The sequence below is a fragment of the Amycolatopsis sp. N2S4-7 genome, from assembly GCF_058119595.1.
Window position 1 is genome coordinate 4,837,437 of the sequence record NZ_CP172299.1, and the last position, 19,145, is coordinate 4,856,581.

Genomic DNA, 19,145 nt, shown 5'->3' on the forward strand with positions numbered 1-19,145 from the left:
GATCACGGAATCCGGCTTGTCCAGCCGTGATTCGCCGGACTGTAGATGACGATTTCCGGGTCCGCAAATACGTTGCCAAGAAAGATGTCACACCAGGTTCACGCGAAAGAGTGACGAGCAGCCCGAACGGGTAATCCACCCACAGGGCGTCGGAACCCGGCGGAAAGAAACCCACGAAGAGCGCGTGCGTGACGTAACCGCAACATCGCAGGTCGGCGATACCTGGCCGTTACCTGTGGGCGCCTCCGGGACCCTCCGCCGTAACACCGCCGGTCCCCGGCCCGACTCGCCCGGCGTGACCGCATCCGCCGAACAACCGGATTCCGCCGAAGAACTCCGGAAACGGATCGAACGCTCAGCGCCGAATGGCTACCGGCACGTCGAGACGGCCGTCATCCACCAAAGCCCGGAGATCCACAAAACCGCGACGATCTGGTTCGCGCGCGAACCGGACGAGCGCGAAAAACTGATTCTTATGGTCAATTCCTGGACACCGCGGCCGGACGGTTCCGGTTTCGACCTGCGCCCCGGCGCCAGCCAATGGGCGTGCGAGAACGCCGCAATCGGCGCACTGCACCGGTTCCTGTCGGCGCGGTTCGGAACACCGGAGCCGGCACCCGAGCCGGAAGGCGAACAGAGCGCGCCGCTCGCGGAAGTCGTCCGGAAGGTCCGATCGGGGGAAGCCGATGCGGGCCAACTGGCCCAGCTGGCGGAAGCCTTGGCGGACGCGCCGAACGCGGCCGCGGTCCTCGCCGCGCACGGGGCCGGCCAGGTGCTGCTCGACGGCATCCAGACCGCGAAACAACGGGACGTCATCGCCGCGCTGTCCGAGGTCGTCCGGGATCCGGCGGCCAAGGAGAACGAATTCCAGCGGATTCTCGACGAAAGCTGGTGGATGTTCGGCGGCCGGTTCATCGAGAAGGCGAAACGCCGGTCCCTGACGGTGATGACCCAGCTCGACGTCCCGCTCATCCGGGCCGACGGCGCACTCCACGTCGTCGAGCTGAAACGCGCGTGCGTCCCGGATCTCGTCGTGAAGCACCGCGAGTTCTTCGTCGTCGGCCCGGAGGTGAACAAAGCGGTCGGCCAGACCCTCAACTACCTGCGGGAATTCGACGAGCAGCGCGACGTCATCCGGAACCGGCTGGGCATCGAATGCCGGCGCGCGTTCGCGACGGTCGTCATCGGCCATCCCGACCACGTCCCGGACCCCGCGGCCCGCGAGCAGGTCGCGGAGACGCTCAGGACCTACAACGCGCACCTCTCCCGCGTCGAGGTGATCACCTACGCCGACCTCCTCCGCGGCGCCGAGAACGCCCTCGAGCTGGCGCCGTCCGAAGCCGGCTGAAAATCTTCCCCGGCCCCTGTCGATTCCGGGCACCGGCCGCGTCGGGTCGGTGAGAAGCTGCACCGGACCACCAGGAGGAGCCTTGCGGTACATGCTGATGATCGGCAACGACGAGGGGACGGAGGTGCCGAGCCCCCGCGAGATCGACGCCCAGCCGGAGTTCGCCGCCTGGCTGCGTGACGTCGAAAAACGCGGGGCGAGCCGGGCGGGGACGCTGCTGCGGCCACCCGCCGAGGCCGTCACCGTGCGGGTGCGCGACGGCAAGCGGCTGCGGACGGACGGTCCGTTCGCCGAGACCAAGGAGTGGATCGCCGGGGTCGAGATCGTCGAGTGCGAAGACCTCGACGCCGCCATCGCGATCGCGTCCGCCCACCCCGCGGCGGGGCGGTTCCCCATCGAGATCCGGCCGTTCCGGGAGGACTGAGCGATGAAGTTCCTGATGTGGGTGTGCGTCGACCCCGAGCTCGCCGGCACCGCGGAGGACCACCCGCACGACTGGGTCGCCGAGGCCGGGAGCCGCCGGCTCGAAGGCCACCAGCTGCGGCCGGTCGCCGACGCGACGACGCTGTGGCCGCGCGAGGGCGGCACGTTCGTCTCGGACGGCCCGTTCGCCGAGACGAAGGAGCAGATCGCCGGCTACGACATCCTCGACTGCGCCGACCTGGCCGAGGCGATCGACGTCGCCGCCGCGCACCCGGTCGCGAAGTTCGGCGCGATCGAGCTGCGCCCGGTGTGGGAGTGACGGACGCCGTCCGCGCGGCGGTCGACGAGGCCTTCCGCACCGAGTGGGGCAGCGTCGTCGCCACCCTGATCCGGGTGACCGGCGACTGGGACGTGGCCGAGGAGTGCGCCCAGGAGGCGTTCACCAAGGCACTGGCCACCTGGCCCCGGGACGGCGTGCCACGCCGTCCCGGGGCGTGGCTGACGACCACGGCCCGCAACCGGGCGCTCGACCGGCTGCGGCGCGGCGCCACCGAGGCGAACCGGCTGCGGGACCTGGCCGTCACGACCCCGCCCGAGGCCCGGTGCGCTCCCGCCGCCGACCCCGTGCCGGACGACCGGCTGCGGCTGATGTTCACCTGCTGCCACCCGGCCCTGCCGCTGGACGCGCAGGTGGCGCTGACGCTGCGGACGCTCGCCGGGCTGACGACGCCGGAGATCGCCCGCGCGTTCCTCGTGCCGGAGCCGACGATGGCGCAGCGGCTCGTGCGGGCCAAGCGGAAGATCCGCAACGCGCGCATCCCGTACCGCGTCCCGCCCGCCGAGCTGCTGCCCGAGCGGACGGCGGGTGTCCTCGGTGTGCTGTACCTGCTGTTCAACGAGGGGTACGCGGCGAGCGCGGGCGCGGACCTGACGCGGCAGGCGCTGACGGCGGAGGCGATCCGGCTCGCCCGCGTCGTCGCCGGGCTGATGCCGGAGGAGCCGGAAGCCGGCGGGTTGCTGGCGCTGATGCTGTTCCACGACGCCCGCCGCGCGACCCGCACGGACGCGGGCGGCGACGTGGTCACCCTCGCCGACCAGGACCGCACCCGCTGGGACCGCGAGCTGATCGCCGAAGGCGTCGAGGTGCTGGACGCCGCACTGGGCCGCGGACGCCCCGGCCCGTACCAGCTCCAAGCGGCGATCGCCGCCTGCCACGCGACGGCGGTCCGGGCGGAGGAGACGGACTGGGCCCGCATCGCCCGGCTGTACGAGCTGGTCGGGCGGCGGAACCCGTCCCCGGTGGTGGAGCTGAACCGGGCGGTCGCGGTGGCGATGGCGGACGGCCCGGCCGCCGGGCTGGCGTTGGCCGACGCCCTCGCCGACGGAGGGGAGCTGGCGGGGTACCACCTGTTGCCCGCGACCCGCGCGGACTTCCTGCGCCGCCTCGGCCGGGACGGCGAGGCCGTCGAGGCCTACCGGGCGGCGCTGGCACTGGCTCCGACCGACGCCGAGCGCCGGTACCTGGCCCGGCGGATCGCCGAACTGGAGTGAGGGTGGTCCGCTGCCCGGTTGCGCCGGTTCGCGGCCCGGTGCCCGCACCCGGCCGTCGCCGGGCCTCAGAGGGGGAACATGTTGTCCCGCTTGATGAAGCCGTCGGCGTCGAGCAGCAGGACCTCCAGCCCGCCGCCCGCCACGACATCGCCCGCGACGGACTCCCACTCGAACTTGACCACGTTGCCCATCCGGACCGCGCCCGGCCGGGTGCGGAACGTGTACTCGCCCGAGGCGACGAACCGGTCGTAGCTGCGCGTCACCCGCGCCTCGATGGCCGCGTGGCCGTGGGCCTCCAGCGTCGGCGAGCCGAAGCCGAGTTCGGCCGCCACCCGCACCATTTCCTCCGGCGGCAGGAGGACGTGCGCGCCGTCCGGGGCCCACAGGGCGCGGATCTCCGCGCGCCGGGCCTCCACGGCGGGCTCGATCCAGAGCGCCGTGTACCGGTTCGCCAGGGTCTGCGGGTCCAGGTCGGGCACGGGGTTCCTCCTCATCGCGGCGGTCTGCACCCCGCGATCCTCCGCGACCGCCCGCCGCCCGCCAATTCCCCACGGGGAATCACGGTCCACGAAGGACATTGAGCGGCGCGTGACCGGCCGGTCACCAAGAGCGCGGCGCGAGTGGACGGAAGCAATTTGGAAGTCGCGTCCGGCAGCATCGGCCGCACACCCGATCAGGAGGAGTCGCAACATGAGAGCCGGCGCAATCCCAGCCGTCATCGGCACGGCCGTCCTCGGGGCCGTCGTCCTCGCCCCCGCCGCGCACGCGTCCGCGACCGGCGCGCAGACGGTGTCGTCGAGCTGCACCGCGGGCCCGTTCCGCGGCACCCTCTCGGTCACCTACCAGCCGTCGGGCGAGACGGAGTACCACCCGTCCGTCGCGACGATCGGCGGCGGCCCCTACATCGGCGACTCGGGGACGTTCGCGCTGGACGTCTCCTACGTCGACGCGGGGGTCACCACGTCCGTCTACACCGGAACGTTCACCGGCACCGCGGGCACGAAGCTCAGCGTCCACCTCCCCGAGGACGTCACGGTCCCCCAGGACCTCCCGAGCTACGCCTCGGTCAGCTTCGACGGCGGCGCCGGCCCCTGCACCGCCAAGGCCGAGATCAGGTAGGCCGAGCGCAGGACCGCGTCGCGCAGCAGGGCGGCGCTGTCCCGCGCCCGCGCCGGGGTGAGCACGAACCCGGCTCCCGTGTGCTCACCCCAGCCGGCCATCACGTGCGGCTCGCCGAACCCCCGGATCGGACACGGCAACGGTGGCGCCGCCGGCACGTGCGCGTCGCTGACCAGCAGGCTCACGTCCGCGCGCTCCGCCTGCTCCGGCACGGCCCGCGCGGCCCGGTCCGGCGGGGCCTGGTGGGCGACGACGAGTGCCCGCGGGACCCCCAGTCCCGCGGCCACCCGCCGCTGCGCCAGCCGGTACGCGACCAGCGCGCCGAGCCCGGCGCCGAACAGCACGTGCGGGCCGGCGAGCACGCCGGCCAGCTCCGCGGCCAGCGACTCCACGAGCAGCCACATGTCCCGGTACGGGTGTTCGTCCCGGCGTTCGCCCCGGCCGGGCAGCTCGACGACGTGGACGGCGATCCGCGGATCGCGCCAGGCCCGGTAGCGGCCGGCGGCTTCGCCGGCGTCCGGGAAACAAACGAACAACAGGCGCTCCGGATCGTCGGTGTCCACCCGTGGCCCCCCTTCCTTCTCGACCGGGGTTAGGGTCGACCACGGCACTTCCGTTCCGCTTCGGTCCGCCTTCGGGGGGCAACACGTGCGCTACCGCCTGCTCGGGCCGGTGACGGTCCTCGGCGACACGGGGGCGTTCCGGCCCGGTGGCCAGAAACAGACGTCCGTGCTGGCCGCGCTCCTGCTCAACCCCAACCGCGTGGTCACCGAAGACCGCCTCATCGACCTGACCTGGGGCGAGAACGCGCCGCCGAGCGTCCGCGGGCGCCTCCAGGTGCACATCTCGGAACTGCGGAAGCTCCTCGGCCGCGACGTCATCGTGCGGCGCGCGCCCGGCTACGTGATCGAGGTCGCTCCCGGTGACCGGGACCTCGACGTGTTCGACGACGAGGTCGCGCAGGCCAGGGCCACGTCCGGGGCGGAGGCCGTCACGCACCTGCGGGCCGCGCTGGCGCTGTGGGACGGCACCCCGCTCGGCGGGGTCAGCGAGGCGCTGGCCGAGCACGAAGGCCCGGCGCTGGCCGAACGCCGGCTCGTCGTGCTGGAGGAGCTGTACGAGCAGGAACTGGCGTCCGGGCGCCACGGCGAAGTGGTCGGGGAGCTGCGGCAGCTCGTCGACGAACACCCGTTCCGCGAACGGCTGCGGGCCGCGCTGATGCTCTCGCTGCACCGCTGCGGCCGCACCCCGGAAGCCCTCGAGACCTACACCCAGGCGCACGACCTGCTGGTCGACGAGCTGGGCATCGAACCCGGCCAGGCCCTGCAGGACCTGCGGATGCGGATCCTGCGCAACGAGGGCGAGCCGGCCCCGGCGCCGGTCGCGGCCCCGGTCACGCTGAAGCCCGCCGAACTGCCGCTCGACGTCCGCGGGTTCGCCGGCCGGGCACCCGAGCTGGCCACGCTCGACGAACCCGGCGACGTCTGGGTGATCACCGGCACCGCCGGCGTCGGCAAGACCGCGCTGGCCGTGCACTGGGCCCACACCGCGCGGGCGCGCTACCCCGACGGCCAGCTGTACGTGAACCTGCGCGGCTTCGACGCCGACGACGAGCCGCTCACCCCCGCCGCCGCCCTCGCCCAGCTGCTGCGCACCCTCGGCGTCGACCTGCGGGACGTGCCGCCGGGCGTCGACGACCAGAGCAAGCTCTACCGGTCGCTGCTGGCCGACCGGCAGGCCCTGGTGGTGCTGGACAACGCCCGCGACGCCGCCCAGGTGCTGCCGCTGCTGCCGTCGTCGGGGCGGGTGCTGGTGACCAGCCGCCACCGGCTCGACGAGCTCGTCGCGCGCACCGGCGCGCGGTCGCTCGGCCTGGCGCAGCTGCGGGAGGACGACTCGCAGGCGCTGCTCACCGCGTTGCTCGGCGACCGGACCGCCGCCGAACCCGAGGCGGCCGCCGAGCTCGCCCGGCTCTGCGGTCACCACCCCCTCGCCCTGCGGATCGCCGCGGCGAACACCGGCGTCGCCAGCATCGGCGAGCTGGTCGACGAGCTGCGCGGCGACCCGCTGGCCCAGCTCGGCTTCGACGGCGCGGAGGAAAGCGCCGTCGCGAAGGCGTTTTCGGTGTCCTACCAAGCCCTGGCGCCCGGGCTGCGCCAGGCGTTCCGCCTGCTCGCGCTGGTGCCGGGCGCCGACTTCACGGCGGTCGCCGCGGCGGCCCTGTTGGAGGTGCCGGCCGAGGAGGCGACCCGGCGGTTGCGCGGGCTGACCGCGGCGAACCTCCTCGAAGCGCACGCTCCCCGCCGCTACCGGTTCCACGACCTCGCCCGGCGCTACGCCGAGCAGTGCGTCCGCGCCGACGAAGACGAAACCGCGCGGAACCGGGCGTGGGAGCGGCTGTTCACCGGCTACTGCGCGGCCGCGGACGCCGCGGTCGCCCTGCTCGGCGCGCGGATCGTGACGCTCCCCCGCGAAGACGCGCCGTCGGCGCCGAGCCCGGTCGCCTTCGCCGGCGCCACCGAGGCCGTGGCCTGGCTGGACGTCGAGGTGCCGAACCTGTCGGCCGCGCTGCGGCAGGCCGCGACGCGCGGGCCGTACCCCGGGGCCTGGTACCTCGCGGACGCGTTGCGCCGGTTCTTCCACGACCACGGACGCCGCGCCGAATGGCTGGAGCTCGCCCCGATCGTGCTCCGCGCGGCGCAGGAGCACGGCGCCCAGCCGGCCGAGGCGCTGGTGCACCTGTCCATCGGCGGTGCGTACTTCCGCGAGGGCCAGCACGAGGCGGGGATCCGGCACTCGGAGAAGGCGGTGCTGGCCAGCCGGGCGTGCGGCTGGCGCGAGTGCGAGGCGACGGCCGTCGCGAACCTCGGGGCGATGCTGGAGTGGACCGGCCGGCTGTCGGAGGCCGTCGAACACAGCCGCCGCGCGATCCAGCTGTTCCGCGAGCTGGGCAACCGGTCGGGCGAGGCGCTGGCGCTGAACTCGCTGAGCTGCCACTACCGGCAGCTGGGCCGGCTGGAGCAGGCCGAGGACTGCCTGGTCGAGGCGATCGCGCTGGCCCGCAAGGAGGACCTCGCGTTCTGGGAGGCCGCGAACCTCGCCGACCTCGGCTGGGTGCTGCTCGCGACGGGACGGCTGGCGGAGGCCGGGGACGTCCTCGACCAGGCGCTGCTGGCCTTCCGGGACGTCGGGTCCAGCTTCGGTGAGGCGACCGCGCTCAACGCCGTGAGCGCGCTGCAGATCGCCCGCGGGGACCACGACGAAGCCGCGCGGACGGCGGAAGCGGCGCTCGAGTGCGTCCGCCGCGACGGCGACCGGCAGGTCGAGGCCGCCGCGTTGATCGCGCTCGGCCGGGCGGAAGAGGGCCGTGGTGACCTCGGTGCCGCCGAGCGCGTCCTGCGTGAGGCCCGGGAGCTGACCGCGGAGTCCGGGTTGCGGGGCCAGCTCGCCGAGGCGGCCGCGACGCTGGCGCGCGTCCTGGCCGCCGGCGGCCGCCCGGGCGAGGCGGGCGAGCACGCCCGGACGGCGCTCGACGCGGCGCGGGCGGGCGGGTTCCGCGTGGTGGAGGCGGAAGCCCTGCTCGGGCTGGCGGCGGTGGAAGCCGCGGCGGGCCGGTCGACGCTCGCCGACGGGACGGCCCGCGAATCCCGCGCTCTCTACCGCGCCGTCGGGCACGTCACAGGCGAGGCTCTCGCCAGGGATTTCCTGGCCGGACTGGCCGGTCAGGCCACCGGATGAGCCGCGCCGGGAGTTACCTCCGCCCGTGCGGCGCGACATACTGAAGCCATGCCCCGTCCGAAACACGTGCCCGCGAGCGATCTCCGGCTCCCGGACGCACTGCAGCCGGGGCGGCCGAAAGGCGACCAGCTCCGCGAAATCCTCGAAAGCGTCGCGACGGAGGCGGGCCCCGGCCGGCTGATGCCGTCGGAACGCTTCCTCGCCGAGCACTTCCAGGTCGCCCGCGGCACCGTGCGGCAGGAGATCAACCGCCTCGTCGCGGACGGCGTCCTGTACCGCCAGCACGGCACGGCGACGTTCACGGCGGAACGGCAGGCGGCGCACATCGACATGCTGACGTCGTTCACCGAGGACATGAAGGCCCGCGGGGTGGTGCCGAAGACGAAGGTGCTGCACGCGGAGGTGGAGTGCGCGGGCCCGCGCATCGCCGGGCGGCTGAACGTGCCCCCGGGCGCCCGGGTGTTCCGGCTGGAGCGGCTGCGGTACGTCGAGGACGAGCCGTTCGCGGTCGAGCGCACGAACCTGTCCGTCGACCGGTTCCCGGACATCGAGCTGTTCGACTGGGAAACGCAGTCCCTGCACCGCACGATCGAGGAACGCTGGGGCGTCCGCCCGGAGTGGAACGACACGGCGATCTCGGCGGTCCTCCCGAACAGCCACGACGCGGCCCTGCTCGGCATCGAAGCCACCCAGCCCTGCCTGATCATCGAGGGAACCCTGCACGACCAAAGCGGCGGCGTCATCGAGGCGGGCCGGTCGCTGTACCGGGCGGACCGCTACACGGTCTTCACCCAGGCCCGCCGCAGCCCTGCTTGAGCCGGGCACCCGCGCTCGTCGGCGTTGGTTGGCCTCCGCCGCACGGGTCGAAGCCGCGCCCCGGACGCGGCCGGTTCGTCCGAGCCCATCCTGGCCGTCGCCGTGTTCCGCTTCGGGTTCCCCCTCGGCGGCCCTAGCAGCTGACGTGGTGGGCCCGCAGCAGCTTCAGGCCGTGCTCCACCAGCACGTCCGCGGCGTCCGGGCCGAACAGCGTCACGTACGACTCGTAGATCCCGTCACGGTGGCCGTCGGCGTCCGGCAGGTAGCCCAGGTAGCCGTCGGTGTAGCCGATCACCCTCGTGTGCCGGAACGGGCTGCCCCGCCGGATGCGCAGGCCGAGCGAGGCGAACAGCTCGAACGGCGTGTGCAGCCAGGCGATCTCGCCCAGCGACACCACGGTGACCGGGACCTCGGCGCACCCGGTGGGCCGGTCGGTGGCGGCCATCGCGGCCAGCATCGCGCAGCCCTCGTACCGGGTCCGCGCGATCCGGACGGCCGGGTGGTCGTCGCCGTGGCGGGACAGCTCGCGCTGCCACGCCGCTTCGGCCGACTGCCGCAGCTCCAGACTGTCTTCCAGGGACGGCACGTCGCGGTAGGGCAGGTGCAGCGTGGACCGCGACAACCGCACCGGGCCGGTGACCGCCGACGACACCGCGGCCGCCGCGAGCGTGCCCGCGATCGACGTCGCCAGGTGGCCGCCGAGCGTGCGGACCTCGTCGTGGCCGCGGCCGCGGCGCACGAAACGCGAGCTGGCGTCGCCCGCCGCGCCCTGGAGGAACGCCGAGACCGGCTGCCCGACCAACGCGGCCAGCTCGCGGCGGGCCGCGCCCGGCCAGTCGGCCGACCAGTCGAGGTTCTCCGGGCCGAGCACCGTCGGGTGGCTGGCGTAGTCGAACAGCAGCGCGGCCGGGGTGCCGTCGTCGCGGCGCAGCTCGAGCACGCCGAACGACGTGTCGTGCGGCCCGTCCGGCCGGTAGCGGTTGCCGCCGACGGCCTCCGTCTCGCCCGCGTGCCAGCGCGCCCGCACCCGCCCGCGGCCGGGGCGCAGCCGCAGCGCGGCACCGGTGACCTTCTCCGCCATCCGCCCGACCAGCCCGGCGTCGCGCCGCCCCGGCAGCCCGGGGTGCAGCGGGCCGGTCCAGCCCTCCGGTCCCGAATGCGTGTGCGACGCGCACACGAGCACCCGGTCCGGGTCGATGCCCACCGCCGCCGCGACGGCGTCCGCCAGGGTCCGGGTGAGCCCGGCGTCGACCGCGAGCGCGTCCAGCGCCACCCACAGCACCCCGGGGTCGTCCTCTGTGGACAGCCAGATCAGCGACGCCTCGAGGTCGTCGTGCGTGCCGGTCGCGACGCCGTGCCGGGCCAGGTAGCCGCCGAGCGGGTGGCCCGGGCCCGGGGTGATCCGGACGTCCTGCGCCGCGAGCAGGAGCGCGGCGGTCACCAGGTGGATTCCAGGACGTCGACGACGCCGTCGCGGCCGGCGGCGCGGGCCACCCCGGCGAGCTCGGCGACGTCGCCGGTCGTGTGCAGCAGGACCTCCAGCAGCATCGGCAGGTTGAGCCCGGAGACCAGCTCGAAGCGCATGCCGGGCGTGGCGGCGAGCGCGCGGACGGCGTTGAACGGCGAGCCGCCGTGCAGGTCGGCGAGCACGAGCACCTCGGTGGCGTCGCCGGCCAGCGCGAGCAGCCGGGCGCCGAACTCCGCGGGGCTGTCGCGCGGGCTCAGCTCGCAGACCTTCAGCCGCGACTGCGGGCCGAGGATCATCTCGGCGGCTTCCCCGACGCCGGAGGGCAGGCGGCCGTGCCCGGCGAGGATGATCGGGACGCTCATGGCGGACTCCTAACTCTTCGCCGGGGCCGACGGCGCGAACCAGCCGAGCCACCCCAGGACCACCCCGGCGACGACGACGATGGCGATGACCCAGACCGGCCGCAGCCGGGCCTTGGCCGTCAGCAGGTACACCCCGGCGGTGACCAGCACGGGCAGCAGGAACGGCACGAGCTCGTCGAGCCGGTCCTGGATCGCCACGGCCTGCGTCACCGGCTGCCCCTGGACCGTGGTGGTCTGCCGGTAGGTCAGCGTGGTGACGACCTTGACTATCGACGGGATGAACCCGCCGAGCACGACGAACCCGAGCACGGTCGCCCCCTGCGCGACGCGCGCGAGCGCGCCGGCGGCGAGGTGCCCGGCCAGCCGCTTCCCTTCACGGTAGGCGAACCCGAACTGCCAGCGCCGCACCAGCGCGTACGGCACGAGCACCATCACCGCGGCGAAGACGGGGCCGAGCCAGTTGCCCTGCAACGCCCACGACGCGCCCATGGTGAAGACGATGCTGTTGTACAGCGCGAAGACGAGGGTGTCACCGATGCCGGCCAGCGGCCCCATCAGCGCGACCTTGGTGCTCGCGGCCGACTTGGGCGTGCCCGCCTCCTCCAGCGCGACGGAGGAGCCGAGGATCAGCGGGCCGCCGATGAGCACCGAGGTGTTGAAGAACTGCAGGTGCCGCTGCAGGCCGGCGACGTAGTCGGCCTTCTCCGGGTAGAGCCGGCGCAGCACCGGTTCCATCGAGTACGCGAAGCCCAGGGCCTGCATCCGCTCGTAGTTCCAGGAGATCTGGCTCGACCAGAAGTACCGGCGGAACACGCGGCGCAGGTCCTGTTTGGTCAGCCGCGGGTCCGCGGCGGGTTCGTCGGCGGCGGCCTCGGGGACCGCGAGCACGGGTTCGTCGCGCTTGAGCGTCACGAACAGCATGGCGACGGCGATGCCGACCAGCGCGATCCCCAGCACCGGCAGGTGCAGGTAGGCGAACCCGACGAACCCGATCAGCAGCAGGTACCAGTACTTCGGCAGTTCCATCATGCCGAGCAGCAGCGCGAAGCCGACGGCCGGCAGCAGCGAGCCGGCCAGCGTCATGCCCTGCACGAACCCGGCGGGGATGCTCGCGGTGATGTCCTTCACCAGACCGCCGGACGCGGCCAGCGCGGCGAGGAACGTCGGGATCGCGCGCACGGCGGCCCACGGCACCAGGCTCAGCCAGTGGATCATCGCCAGGCCGCGCGCGTTGCCGTCGGCCGCGTAGCCGTCGGCGCGGTGCACCAGCGCGGTGGTGACCATCTTGCCGACCGGGTCCAGCGCCGACAGCAGGATCGCCGCCGGCAGCCCGACGCCGATGCCGATCGCCGCCTGCGCGGCCACGTCGCCGGCGGCGCCCGCGGCCAGCGCGGTGCCGACGATCGCGCCGGTCTGGTAGTCCGGGATCGTCGCGCCGCCGTAGGTGTAGACGCCGAGCGCCGCCAGCTCCAGCGTCGCGCCGATCAGCAGGCCGAGCAGCGGGTGCCCGGTGATCAGCCCGGCCACCGAGCCGGCGATGAGCGGCCGTTGCGCGTAGATCAGGAACGGGCCGAGGCCGTCGTAGGTGCAGTAGATCGCCCAGATGGTCAGGGCCAGCGCGACGAGCATGCGGGGCTAGAGCCCTTTCCGGTCGAGCAACGGGACGAATTCGGCGGGCTTGTCCTGCGGCATCAGCTGGGTGACCAGCGGGATGCCCGCCGCCGCGAGCTTCCGGTAGGCGTCGGCCTCGTCCGCGGTGACCGCGATCGAGCGGGTGATCATGGTGTACTCCGTGCCCGGCCGGGGCGCGACGTTGCCGACGTTGACGACCTCCGGCCGCAGCCCGCCCTCGACCAGGCGGAAGACGTCTTCCGGGTGCTTGACGACGATCATGACATCCTCGCCGGCGGGTGCGGTGAGCGTGTCGGCGACCGACAGCACGTCGGTCGGCAGCCCGCGGGCGGCCTGCGGGAGCAACACCCGTTGCAGGTCGTCGGCGGCGACGTCGTCGTTGCAGACGAACAGCCGCCGGACGCCGAGGCGACGGGTCCAGGCGACGGTGACCTGCCCGTGGATCAGCCGGTTGTCGATCCGGACGTGTGCCCCCGCCATGTTTCTCCTCCCGGACGGCAGGAGACATACTGGTTCGTACCAGTATCTGTGTCAACACTGCCCGTGACCGGCGATGAACGGCGACTCCGCGCGGCCGACGGAAGGACCCCTCAGACCTTCCGTCGGCCCACGAGCGCGAAGCCCCTATTTGTTTCGCCCGGACCCTCCCATAAAGGTATATACCAGTATGGACGGTCGTGATCGACTGTCAAGACCCTTTGCCGATCAGCGGTCCGCAACGATTCCCGACCGGTCGACCGACAGAAATTGCCGCACCCGGCGGGGAGTTCACCCAGCGCTGTCCGTTCTTGTCAGTGACAGCCGTTCATGGCCCTCCTATCATTCCCATTGGTCTAGACCGCACTTCTCGTCAACTGCCGCACCGGGAAAGGCGGGATTTTCCGTGACCACAAGGATCTGGCGCCTCGCCGCGCTGTGCACCGCCGCCGTGTTCGCCACCGCGCTCCTCCCCTCGGCCGCCGCCGGAACCGACGGCACCGAGCAGCTGCCCGAACCGCTCCGCACGCCTTCGGCCGTCGCCGCGGCCCCGCTTTCGGCCGTCTGCGACGGCGACGGAACCAGCGGGAAACGCGTGCAGGCACTCTACGTCCGGGGAAACGGGCAAACCGACCGGTATTCCCAATTCCTCGACCGGTTCCAGGCATTCGCGAACCAGATCGACGACGCCTTCGTCGAAGCCGCGAGCCGGCTCGGCGGCGGCGTGCGCCACGTCCGGTACGTCACCGACGCCGGCTGCCGGGCGACCGTCGCGAACGTGACGATCGCGCAGGCCGACATGGCGACCGTCGACACGATCACCAACGCCGTCAAGGCGCAGGGCTACAACCGCGCCGACCGCAAGTACATCGTCTGGTACGACAAGGACGGCTGCGGCCTCGCGTTCGGCAACGGCGGCGACGACAGCCCCGGCGCGGGCAACCCGTACAACGCCGGCCCGCACTACGCGACGGTCGGCACCGGCTGCTGGTCGTGGCAGGCGACCGGGCACGAGCTCCTGCACACCCTCGGCGCCGTCCAGCGCAGCGCTCCGCACTCCAGCGCCTTCGGCCACTGCTGGGACGACGAAGACATCATGTGCTACGACGACGGCGGCCTGCCGAACCCGCCGGGCGGCCTGGTCAAGGTCTGCCCCGGCGCGCCCGAGAACCAGCTCGACTGCCTCGGTGACGACTACTTCAACACCAACCCGGCGCCGGGCAGCTACCTGGCGACGCACTGGAACGTCGCGACGAGCGCGTACCTCATCGCGAGCGGCACCCCCTACCCCGCCGGGACGATCACCGGGCTCGGCGGCAAGTGCGTCGACGTCAGCGCGTCGAACACGGCGAACGGCACCGCGGTGCAGCTGTGGACCTGCAACACCACCGCGGCGCAGCGCTGGACGAAGCAGAACGGGACGCTGCGCGCGCTGGGCAAGTGCCTCGACGTCGCGTCGAGCGGGACGGCGGACGGCACCCTCGTCCAGCTGTGGGACTGCAACGCGACCGGCGCGCAGACGTGGCAGGCGCGGGCCGACGGCACCCTGCTGAACCCGCAGTCGGGCAAGTGCCTCGACGCGGCCGGCGGCTCGTCGGCCGACGGCACCCGCCTGCAGATCCGGACGTGCGCGGCGACCGCGAACCAGCGCTGGCAGGTACCGGCCTGAACATTCCGGAAGAAAGCGCGCAACCTGCTCCGGTCACCGTCGTTAACCGCTTCGTCCGTTCAGGGGAGGAAAGCAATGCCGGCCGTCAGATCGAACATCGTCCCGCTCCGGCACGCACGCCCGGGTGTGGTGGCGTACGTGAAGAGCCCGGCGGAGTGGTTCGTCGCGAACAGCGGCTGGATCCAGGGCAGCGCGGGCGTCGTGCTGATCGACACCTGCGGGACCGAGCAGGCGACGCTGGAGCTCCTGCGCGACGTCCGCAAGTACGCGGGCGACCAGGAGCTGACCGTCGTCATCACGCACGCGCACGGCGAGCACCACAACGGCCTCGGCGTCGCGCTGCGCGAAGGCGGGACCGCACTCGCCGCGCCCGGGAGCGTCGAGCTGGTCAAGGCCGGGCCGCAGACGTACGGCAACGTCTTCACCTGCACCCGGTGGGGCGTGCTGGAGCCGCCGGAGCCGGACGCGGTCCGCCCGGTCCCCGGCTGGCGGCGGCTCGACCTCGGCGACGCGGTCGCCGACGTCGTGGCGGTGCCGGGCGTCGCCCACACGGCCGGCGACCTGGTCGTGCACGAGCCGCGCTCGGGCACGCTGTTCACCGGCGACCTGGTGGTCATCGGCGACACCCCGGTGGCCCTGCACGGCTCGATCCCCGGCTGGCTCGACGCGCTCGACTGGCTCCAGGACACGTTCCGCCCGCGGACGCTCGTGCCGGGCCACGGCCCGGTGGCGAACCCGGGCCACACGGCCTTCCACGCGATGCGCGTCTACCTGGAGTGGCTCCTGGAGGCGACGGAGCGCCAGTCCGACTTCACGAGGCTGGCGAAGCAGGCGTCCCTGCGGTGGCCGACGTGGCGCAACCCGGAACGGCACATCGGCAACCTGATGCGGGCGTACGCGGACCAGCACGGCCGCAAGCTGGACGTGGACCTGGCGGTGGACGCGGTCCTCGCGGCCGCGGGCGGCCGCATCGACCTCGACTACCTGCTCGGCGAGGAACCGGTCCGGCAGATCTCCTAGGAGCCCGCGCCACCGAGGCTCTCGAGCAACGTCCGCAGCGTCGCGGCCAGTTCGTCGCGCTCGGCCCGGCTCAACGCGCCCAGAATCCGGTGCTCGGTCTCCACGTGGTCAGGCAGGGCCCGGTCGATCACCTCGCCCCCGGCGTCGGTCAGCGCGACCCGCACACCCCGCCCGTCGGCCTCGTTCGGCGTCCGCTCGACCAGCCCGCGGGCCTCCATCTTGTCCAGCCGCTGCGTGATCGCCCCCGACGTCACCATCGCCGAGCGCATCAGCTCGGTCGGCGTCAGCCGGTAGGGCGGCCCGCTGCGGCGCAGGGTCGCCAGGACGTCGAAGGTCGGCCGGTCCAGGCCGTGGCGGGCGAAGGTGCGGCGCAGCTCCGTGTCGACCAGCGCGGCCAGGCGCGACAGCCGGCCGATCACCGCCATGGGGGAAACGTCGAGGTCGGGACGCTCGGCGTGCCACTGCTCGAGGACGCGGTCCACGTGGTCGGCCATCGGCCCAGCGTAACCGATTGCTTAGCGGTAAGTGAGCAGTAGCGCCTCTTCGGACACTCGCGTCGCCCGGCACGGCTGGGGCAGGACTGCGGACGCGTGCCGTCGCGACGGACGCCCCCACGAGGCGCCGCGTCCTCCGCCGAGGACACGCCGGCGCCCGGTCGGTCCACGCACCCGGCTGCCGGTCAACGCGGTAGCCCAAGCGGCGAAGCCGTCGCGGGGCTCGAAGCCGTCCGTGTCGACCGGACTGGCCATTTACCTTAGCGCTGAGGTAATCTGCCTTAGTGCTAAACAAAACGCTCGTCCTCACCGCCCTCGCCCCGGCCATCTGGGGCTCCACCTACCTCGTCACCACCGAATTCCTGCCGCCGGACCGCCCGCTGCTCGCCGCGGTCGTGCGGGCCCTGCCCGCCGGGCTCCTCCTGGTCGCCCTCACCCGGCGCCTGCCGAAGGGCGACTGGTGGTGGCGCTCGCTCGTGCTCGGCACGCTGAACATCGGCGCCTTCCTGGCCCTGCTGTTCATCGCCGCCTACCGGCTGCCGGGCGGGGTCGCCGCCACGCTCGGGGCGCTGCAGCCGCTGATCGTCGCGGGTCTGTCCACCGGTCTGCTCGGCGAGCGGCTGACCCGCCGGACCGTCCTGGCCGGCATCGCCGGGGTCGTCGGCGTCAGCCTGCTGGTCCTGCAGTCCGACGCACGCCTCGACGCGCTCGGCGTCGCCGCCGCCGCGGGGGGTGCCGTCGTGATGGCCACCGGTGTCGTGCTGAGCAAGCGTTGGACGTCCCCCGCGCCGCTGCTGGCGACGACCGGCTGGCAGCTCGTCGCCGGCGGACTGGTGCTCGTGCCGGTCGCGCTGGCCGTCGAAGGGCCGCCGCCGGCCGCGCTCACCGGCGCGAACCTGGCGGGCTACGGCTACCTCGCGCTGATCGGCGCCGCGCTCTCCTACAGCCTGTGGTTCCGCGGGATCCGCGCGCTGTCCCCCACGCAGGTGACGTTCCTCGGCCTGCTGAGCCCGGTCGTCGCGACCCTGCTCGGCTGGCTCGCGCTCGGCCAGCGGCTGACGGCGTGGCAGCTCCTCGGCGCCGCGATCGTGCTCGCCGCCGTCGTGCTCGCCCAGCACCGAGCCCAGCGTCGAACCCGGCGCCGTCCGCTGGTCCGGACGGGGGCTGAATATCGGCCTTCGACAACCCCTCGCCAGGACGCCGGCTCTGAAATGGTCTGAACAACTTGCGATCACCGGCTCGACGACGGGGGCCTCTGGATCAACAGCACCCAGGTGGACATGTCCTCGGCGCCGTACGCGGTCGGCGTGCAGCCCGTCGGCGGCACCACCAAGAACACCGGGCCCCTGAAACCGGGCGGCTACAACGGTTCTACACGGCGCTGCGCGGCCGGCCGGGCGGCTGGGCCAACCTCATCCGCACCCGCGCCGACGGCACGGTCCTGCGCGCGCTCGCCCCGGGCCACCGCATCGAAACCGGCGCCCTGCCCGCGAACGTGCTGCAGGACTACGCGCGCAAGATCCACGCGCAGATGGCCGACGCGTTCGCCTTCGACGACGTCGGCCACCACGAATCCCTGGTCGACGACGGAAATCCGGCGACGGCCTACCTGACGCTCGACCCGTTCAACCAAAGCTTCACGACGACCCGGTCCGGCGCCACCGGCGTGTCCCCGAGCCACGTGCACCCGGGTACGCCGGTGCTCGCCGGAACCGGCAGCGCTCTGCCGACTTTCTCCTCCACCACCACCGGCTGCCCGCAGGCGGCCAGCTCCAGCACGAGCACCGGTACGACGAGCACAGTGGTCCGCATCCGCATGATCGGCTCACCCCGTTTTGTCTCCACCACTCCCACGGGGCACACGACGGCTCCCGCGCGCCGGTTCAGCGCGAACGGGTGTATTTCCCGGCCGCCCGCCGGATCGGGTTGACGGGAGGGATGACCGCGAAGGAGTCCCCCGATGGCGTACAGGTCCGAAGGGCCGCTGTTGGCTAGGCTGAGTGGGTCAAGCGGAGGTGATGTGGACACCACGACCCTGCTCGAAACCGCCGCGCGCGGCGACCAGGCGGCTTGGGACGCGCTGGTCGAGCGGTACGCGAGCCTGCTCTGGTCGATCGCCCGTGCCCACCGGCTTTCCGACGCCGACGCGGCCGACGTCGTCCAGACGACGTGGCTGAAGCTGGTCGAAAACCTCGGCCGGATCAAGGACCCGGACCGGCTGCCCGGGTGGCTGGCGACCACCGCCCGGCACGAGTGCCTCCGCCAGATCCGCCGCGCGGGCCGCGAACGCCCGGTCGACGACGAGGTCTGGCAGTCCGAGCCCACGCCCGGCCCGGCCGTCGACGCGGCCCTGCTGCTCGACGAACGCAACGCGGCCCTGTGGCGCGCGCTGGCCCTGCTGTCCGAGCAGTGCCAGCGCCTGCTGCGGGTGCTCATGGCCAGCCCGCCGCCGTCGTACGCGGAGGTGGCGGCCGCCCTCGACATGCGGGTCGGCAGCATCGGCCCGACCCGGCAGCGCTGCCTGGCCCACCTGCGCGAGCGGGCGGACCGGACCGGGCTCGGCAGGGAGGACCGGACGTGACCGACGACGACGAACTGCTCGCCGACCTGCGGTCGGCCGCGGCACAGGCGGACCCGGTGCCGGACCTCGTCCTGCGCCAGGCCCGCGCCGCGCTGGCCACCCGCGACCTCGACGCCGAACTGGCCGGCCTCGCCTTCGACTCCGACCTGGCCGCGGCCGGCTCGGTCCGCGCCGACGGCGACGACGTCCGCCTGCTGTCCTTCGAGTCGCCGCGGGTGTCGGTGGAGCTGCAGGTGGAGTACGCGGACGGCCGGGTCGTCCTGCGCGGCCTGGTCACCGGCACGACGGGCGACGCGGTGATCGAGGTGGCGGGCGAACGGCACGTCCGGCCGGTCGACGCCGACGGCTGGTTCACGGCGGCCGGGCTGCCCCGCGGCGCGACGCGGGTCCGGCTGACGGCGACGGACGGCACGACGGTCACCACCGGCTGGGCCGGCCTCTGAGCAC

20 protein-coding genes are annotated in these 19,145 nt (G+C 73.3%); 13 read left to right on the forward strand and 7 right to left on the reverse strand.

The features are described from left to right. Positions 1–295 precede the first annotated feature (295 nt). From ACH54P_RS22365 to ACH54P_RS22380, 4 genes are all read left to right on the forward strand, one after another. Entirely contained in the window at positions 296–1,348 is a 1,053-nt protein-coding gene (locus ACH54P_RS22365) for a Shedu anti-phage system protein SduA domain-containing protein (RefSeq protein ID WP_489915728.1), read from the forward strand. A 91-nt stretch (positions 1,349–1,439) separates the two neighbouring features. After that, positions 1,440–1,772, forward strand: a complete 333-nt coding sequence (locus ACH54P_RS22370) for a YciI family protein (protein ID WP_489916572.1) — start codon at positions 1,440–1,442, stop codon at positions 1,770–1,772. A 3-nt stretch (positions 1,773–1,775) separates the two neighbouring features. Then, positions 1,776–2,090: a YciI family protein gene (locus tag ACH54P_RS22375; RefSeq protein ID WP_489915730.1), complete on the forward strand. Its 315-nt coding sequence runs from the start codon at positions 1,776–1,778 to the stop codon at positions 2,088–2,090. Further along, positions 2,087–3,322, forward strand: a complete 1,236-nt coding sequence (locus ACH54P_RS22380) for an RNA polymerase sigma factor (protein WP_489915732.1) — start codon at positions 2,087–2,089, stop codon at positions 3,320–3,322. Before ACH54P_RS22375 ends, ACH54P_RS22380 begins: the two co-directional genes overlap by 4 nt. 65 nt (positions 3,323–3,387) lie before the next feature. Here ACH54P_RS22380 and ACH54P_RS22385 read toward each other — a convergent pair whose 3' ends face one another. Next, positions 3,388–3,801, reverse strand: a complete 414-nt coding sequence (locus ACH54P_RS22385) for a hypothetical protein (RefSeq protein ID WP_489915734.1) — start codon at positions 3,799–3,801, stop codon at positions 3,388–3,390. 211 nt (positions 3,802–4,012) lie between these two features. Here ACH54P_RS22385 and ACH54P_RS22390 point away from each other — a divergent pair, with 211 nt between their 5' ends. Further along, positions 4,013–4,441 carry a hypothetical protein gene (locus ACH54P_RS22390; RefSeq protein WP_489915736.1) on the forward strand — a complete coding sequence of 143 codons (429 nt, stop codon included), beginning with the start codon at positions 4,013–4,015 and terminating at the stop codon, positions 4,439–4,441. On the opposite strand, the gene ACH54P_RS22395 is transcribed toward ACH54P_RS22390, so the two are convergent. Continuing rightward, a complete protein-coding gene (locus tag ACH54P_RS22395) occupies positions 4,378–5,004 on the reverse strand; it encodes a thioesterase II family protein (RefSeq protein WP_489915738.1) in 627 nt (208 codons plus the stop codon). The genes ACH54P_RS22390 and ACH54P_RS22395 overlap by 64 nt on opposite strands. 85 nt (positions 5,005–5,089) lie before the next feature. Here ACH54P_RS22395 and ACH54P_RS22400 point away from each other — a divergent pair, with 85 nt between their 5' ends. Then, complete coding sequence (locus ACH54P_RS22400) at positions 5,090–8,179, forward strand: AfsR/SARP family transcriptional regulator (protein ID WP_489915740.1); 3,090 nt, start codon at positions 5,090–5,092, stop codon at positions 8,177–8,179. Positions 8,180–8,227: 48 nt separating this feature from the next. Then, a complete protein-coding gene (locus tag ACH54P_RS22405; protein ID WP_489915742.1) occupies positions 8,228–8,995 on the forward strand; it encodes a GntR family transcriptional regulator in 768 nt (255 codons plus the stop codon). A gap of 133 nt (positions 8,996–9,128) precedes the next feature. Here the strand turns inward: ACH54P_RS22405 and ACH54P_RS22410 are convergent, their stop codons facing one another. The 4 genes from ACH54P_RS22410 to ACH54P_RS22425 are packed head-to-tail and all read right to left on the reverse strand — an operon-like array spanning position 9,129 to position 12,937. Beyond that, positions 9,129–10,436: a hypothetical protein gene (locus ACH54P_RS22410; protein ID WP_489915744.1), complete on the reverse strand. Its 1,308-nt coding sequence runs from the start codon at positions 10,434–10,436 to the stop codon at positions 9,129–9,131. After that, positions 10,433–10,825, reverse strand: a complete 393-nt coding sequence (locus tag ACH54P_RS22415) for a PTS sugar transporter subunit IIA (RefSeq protein WP_489915746.1) — start codon at positions 10,823–10,825, stop codon at positions 10,433–10,435. The genes ACH54P_RS22410 and ACH54P_RS22415 overlap by 4 nt, the downstream gene beginning before the upstream one ends. A 9-nt stretch (positions 10,826–10,834) precedes the next feature. Beyond that, positions 10,835–12,454, reverse strand: coding sequence for a PTS system mannose/fructose/sorbose family transporter subunit IID (locus ACH54P_RS22420; protein WP_489915748.1), 1,620 nt, complete (start codon positions 12,452–12,454; stop codon positions 10,835–10,837). 6 nt (positions 12,455–12,460) lie between these two features. After that, entirely contained in the window at positions 12,461–12,937 is a 477-nt protein-coding gene (locus ACH54P_RS22425; protein WP_489915750.1) for a PTS sugar transporter subunit IIB, read from the reverse strand. A gap of 403 nt (positions 12,938–13,340) precedes the next feature. Here ACH54P_RS22425 and ACH54P_RS22430 point away from each other — a divergent pair, with 403 nt between their 5' ends. Together ACH54P_RS22430 and ACH54P_RS22435 are read left to right on the forward strand one after the other, a co-directional pair. Continuing rightward, positions 13,341–14,603, forward strand: a complete 1,263-nt coding sequence (locus ACH54P_RS22430; RefSeq protein ID WP_489915752.1) for a ricin-type beta-trefoil lectin domain protein — start codon at positions 13,341–13,343, stop codon at positions 14,601–14,603. Positions 14,604–14,678: 75 nt separating this feature from the next. Then, the gene (locus tag ACH54P_RS22435; protein WP_489915754.1) at positions 14,679–15,623 is read left to right on the forward strand and encodes an MBL fold metallo-hydrolase; all 945 of its coding nucleotides are present in this window, start codon (positions 14,679–14,681) and stop codon (positions 15,621–15,623) included. On the opposite strand, the gene ACH54P_RS22440 is transcribed toward ACH54P_RS22435, so the two are convergent. Beyond that, positions 15,620–16,117, reverse strand: a complete 498-nt coding sequence (locus ACH54P_RS22440; RefSeq protein ID WP_489915756.1) for a MarR family winged helix-turn-helix transcriptional regulator — start codon at positions 16,115–16,117, stop codon at positions 15,620–15,622. The two genes, ACH54P_RS22435 and ACH54P_RS22440, sit on opposite strands and share 4 nt — an antisense overlap. Before the next feature lie 284 nt (positions 16,118–16,401). Between ACH54P_RS22440 and ACH54P_RS22445 the strand changes: the two genes are divergently transcribed. The 4 genes from ACH54P_RS22445 (at position 16,402) to ACH54P_RS22460 (ending at position 19,141) form a co-directional block, all read left to right on the forward strand. Beyond that, positions 16,402–17,337 (forward strand): EamA family transporter, encoded by a 936-nt coding sequence (locus ACH54P_RS22445; protein ID WP_489915758.1) that lies wholly within the window; start codon positions 16,402–16,404, stop codon positions 17,335–17,337. A gap of 275 nt (positions 17,338–17,612) precedes the next feature. After that, positions 17,613–18,047, forward strand: coding sequence for a hypothetical protein (locus ACH54P_RS22450; RefSeq protein WP_489915760.1), 435 nt, complete (start codon positions 17,613–17,615; stop codon positions 18,045–18,047). Positions 18,048–18,137: 90 nt separating this feature from the next. Further along, positions 18,138–18,698, forward strand: a complete 561-nt coding sequence (locus ACH54P_RS22455) for an RNA polymerase sigma factor (protein ID WP_489915762.1) — start codon at positions 18,138–18,140, stop codon at positions 18,696–18,698. Next, a complete protein-coding gene (locus tag ACH54P_RS22460; protein ID WP_489915764.1) occupies positions 18,695–19,141 on the forward strand; it encodes a hypothetical protein in 447 nt (148 codons plus the stop codon). Before ACH54P_RS22455 ends, ACH54P_RS22460 begins: the two co-directional genes overlap by 4 nt. Positions 19,142–19,145: the final 4 nt, after the last annotated feature.

What these genes read in the sequence shown, in the direction of transcription:
- ACH54P_RS22415 (WP_489915746.1), bottom strand. Translation starts at nt 10,825, where the DNA reads ATGAGCGTCCCGATCATCCTCGCCGGGCACGGCCGCCTGCCCTCCGGC.
- ACH54P_RS22405 (WP_489915742.1), top strand. Translation starts at nt 8,228, where the DNA reads ATGCCCCGTCCGAAACACGTGCCCGCGAGCGATCTCCGGCTCCCGGAC.
- ACH54P_RS22390 (WP_489915736.1), top strand. Translation starts at nt 4,013, where the DNA reads ATGAGAGCCGGCGCAATCCCAGCCGTCATCGGCACGGCCGTCCTCGGG.
- ACH54P_RS22375 (WP_489915730.1), top strand. Translation starts at nt 1,776, where the DNA reads ATGAAGTTCCTGATGTGGGTGTGCGTCGACCCCGAGCTCGCCGGCACC.
- ACH54P_RS22435 (WP_489915754.1), top strand. Translation starts at nt 14,679, where the DNA reads ATGCCGGCCGTCAGATCGAACATCGTCCCGCTCCGGCACGCACGCCCG.
- ACH54P_RS22420 (WP_489915748.1), bottom strand. Translation starts at nt 12,454, where the DNA reads ATGCTCGTCGCGCTGGCCCTGACCATCTGGGCGATCTACTGCACCTAC.
- ACH54P_RS22440 (WP_489915756.1), bottom strand. Translation starts at nt 16,117, where the DNA reads ATGGCCGACCACGTGGACCGCGTCCTCGAGCAGTGGCACGCCGAGCGT.
- ACH54P_RS22370 (WP_489916572.1), top strand. Translation starts at nt 1,440, where the DNA reads ATGCTGATGATCGGCAACGACGAGGGGACGGAGGTGCCGAGCCCCCGC.
- ACH54P_RS22425 (WP_489915750.1), bottom strand. Translation starts at nt 12,937, where the DNA reads ATGGCGGGGGCACACGTCCGGATCGACAACCGGCTGATCCACGGGCAG.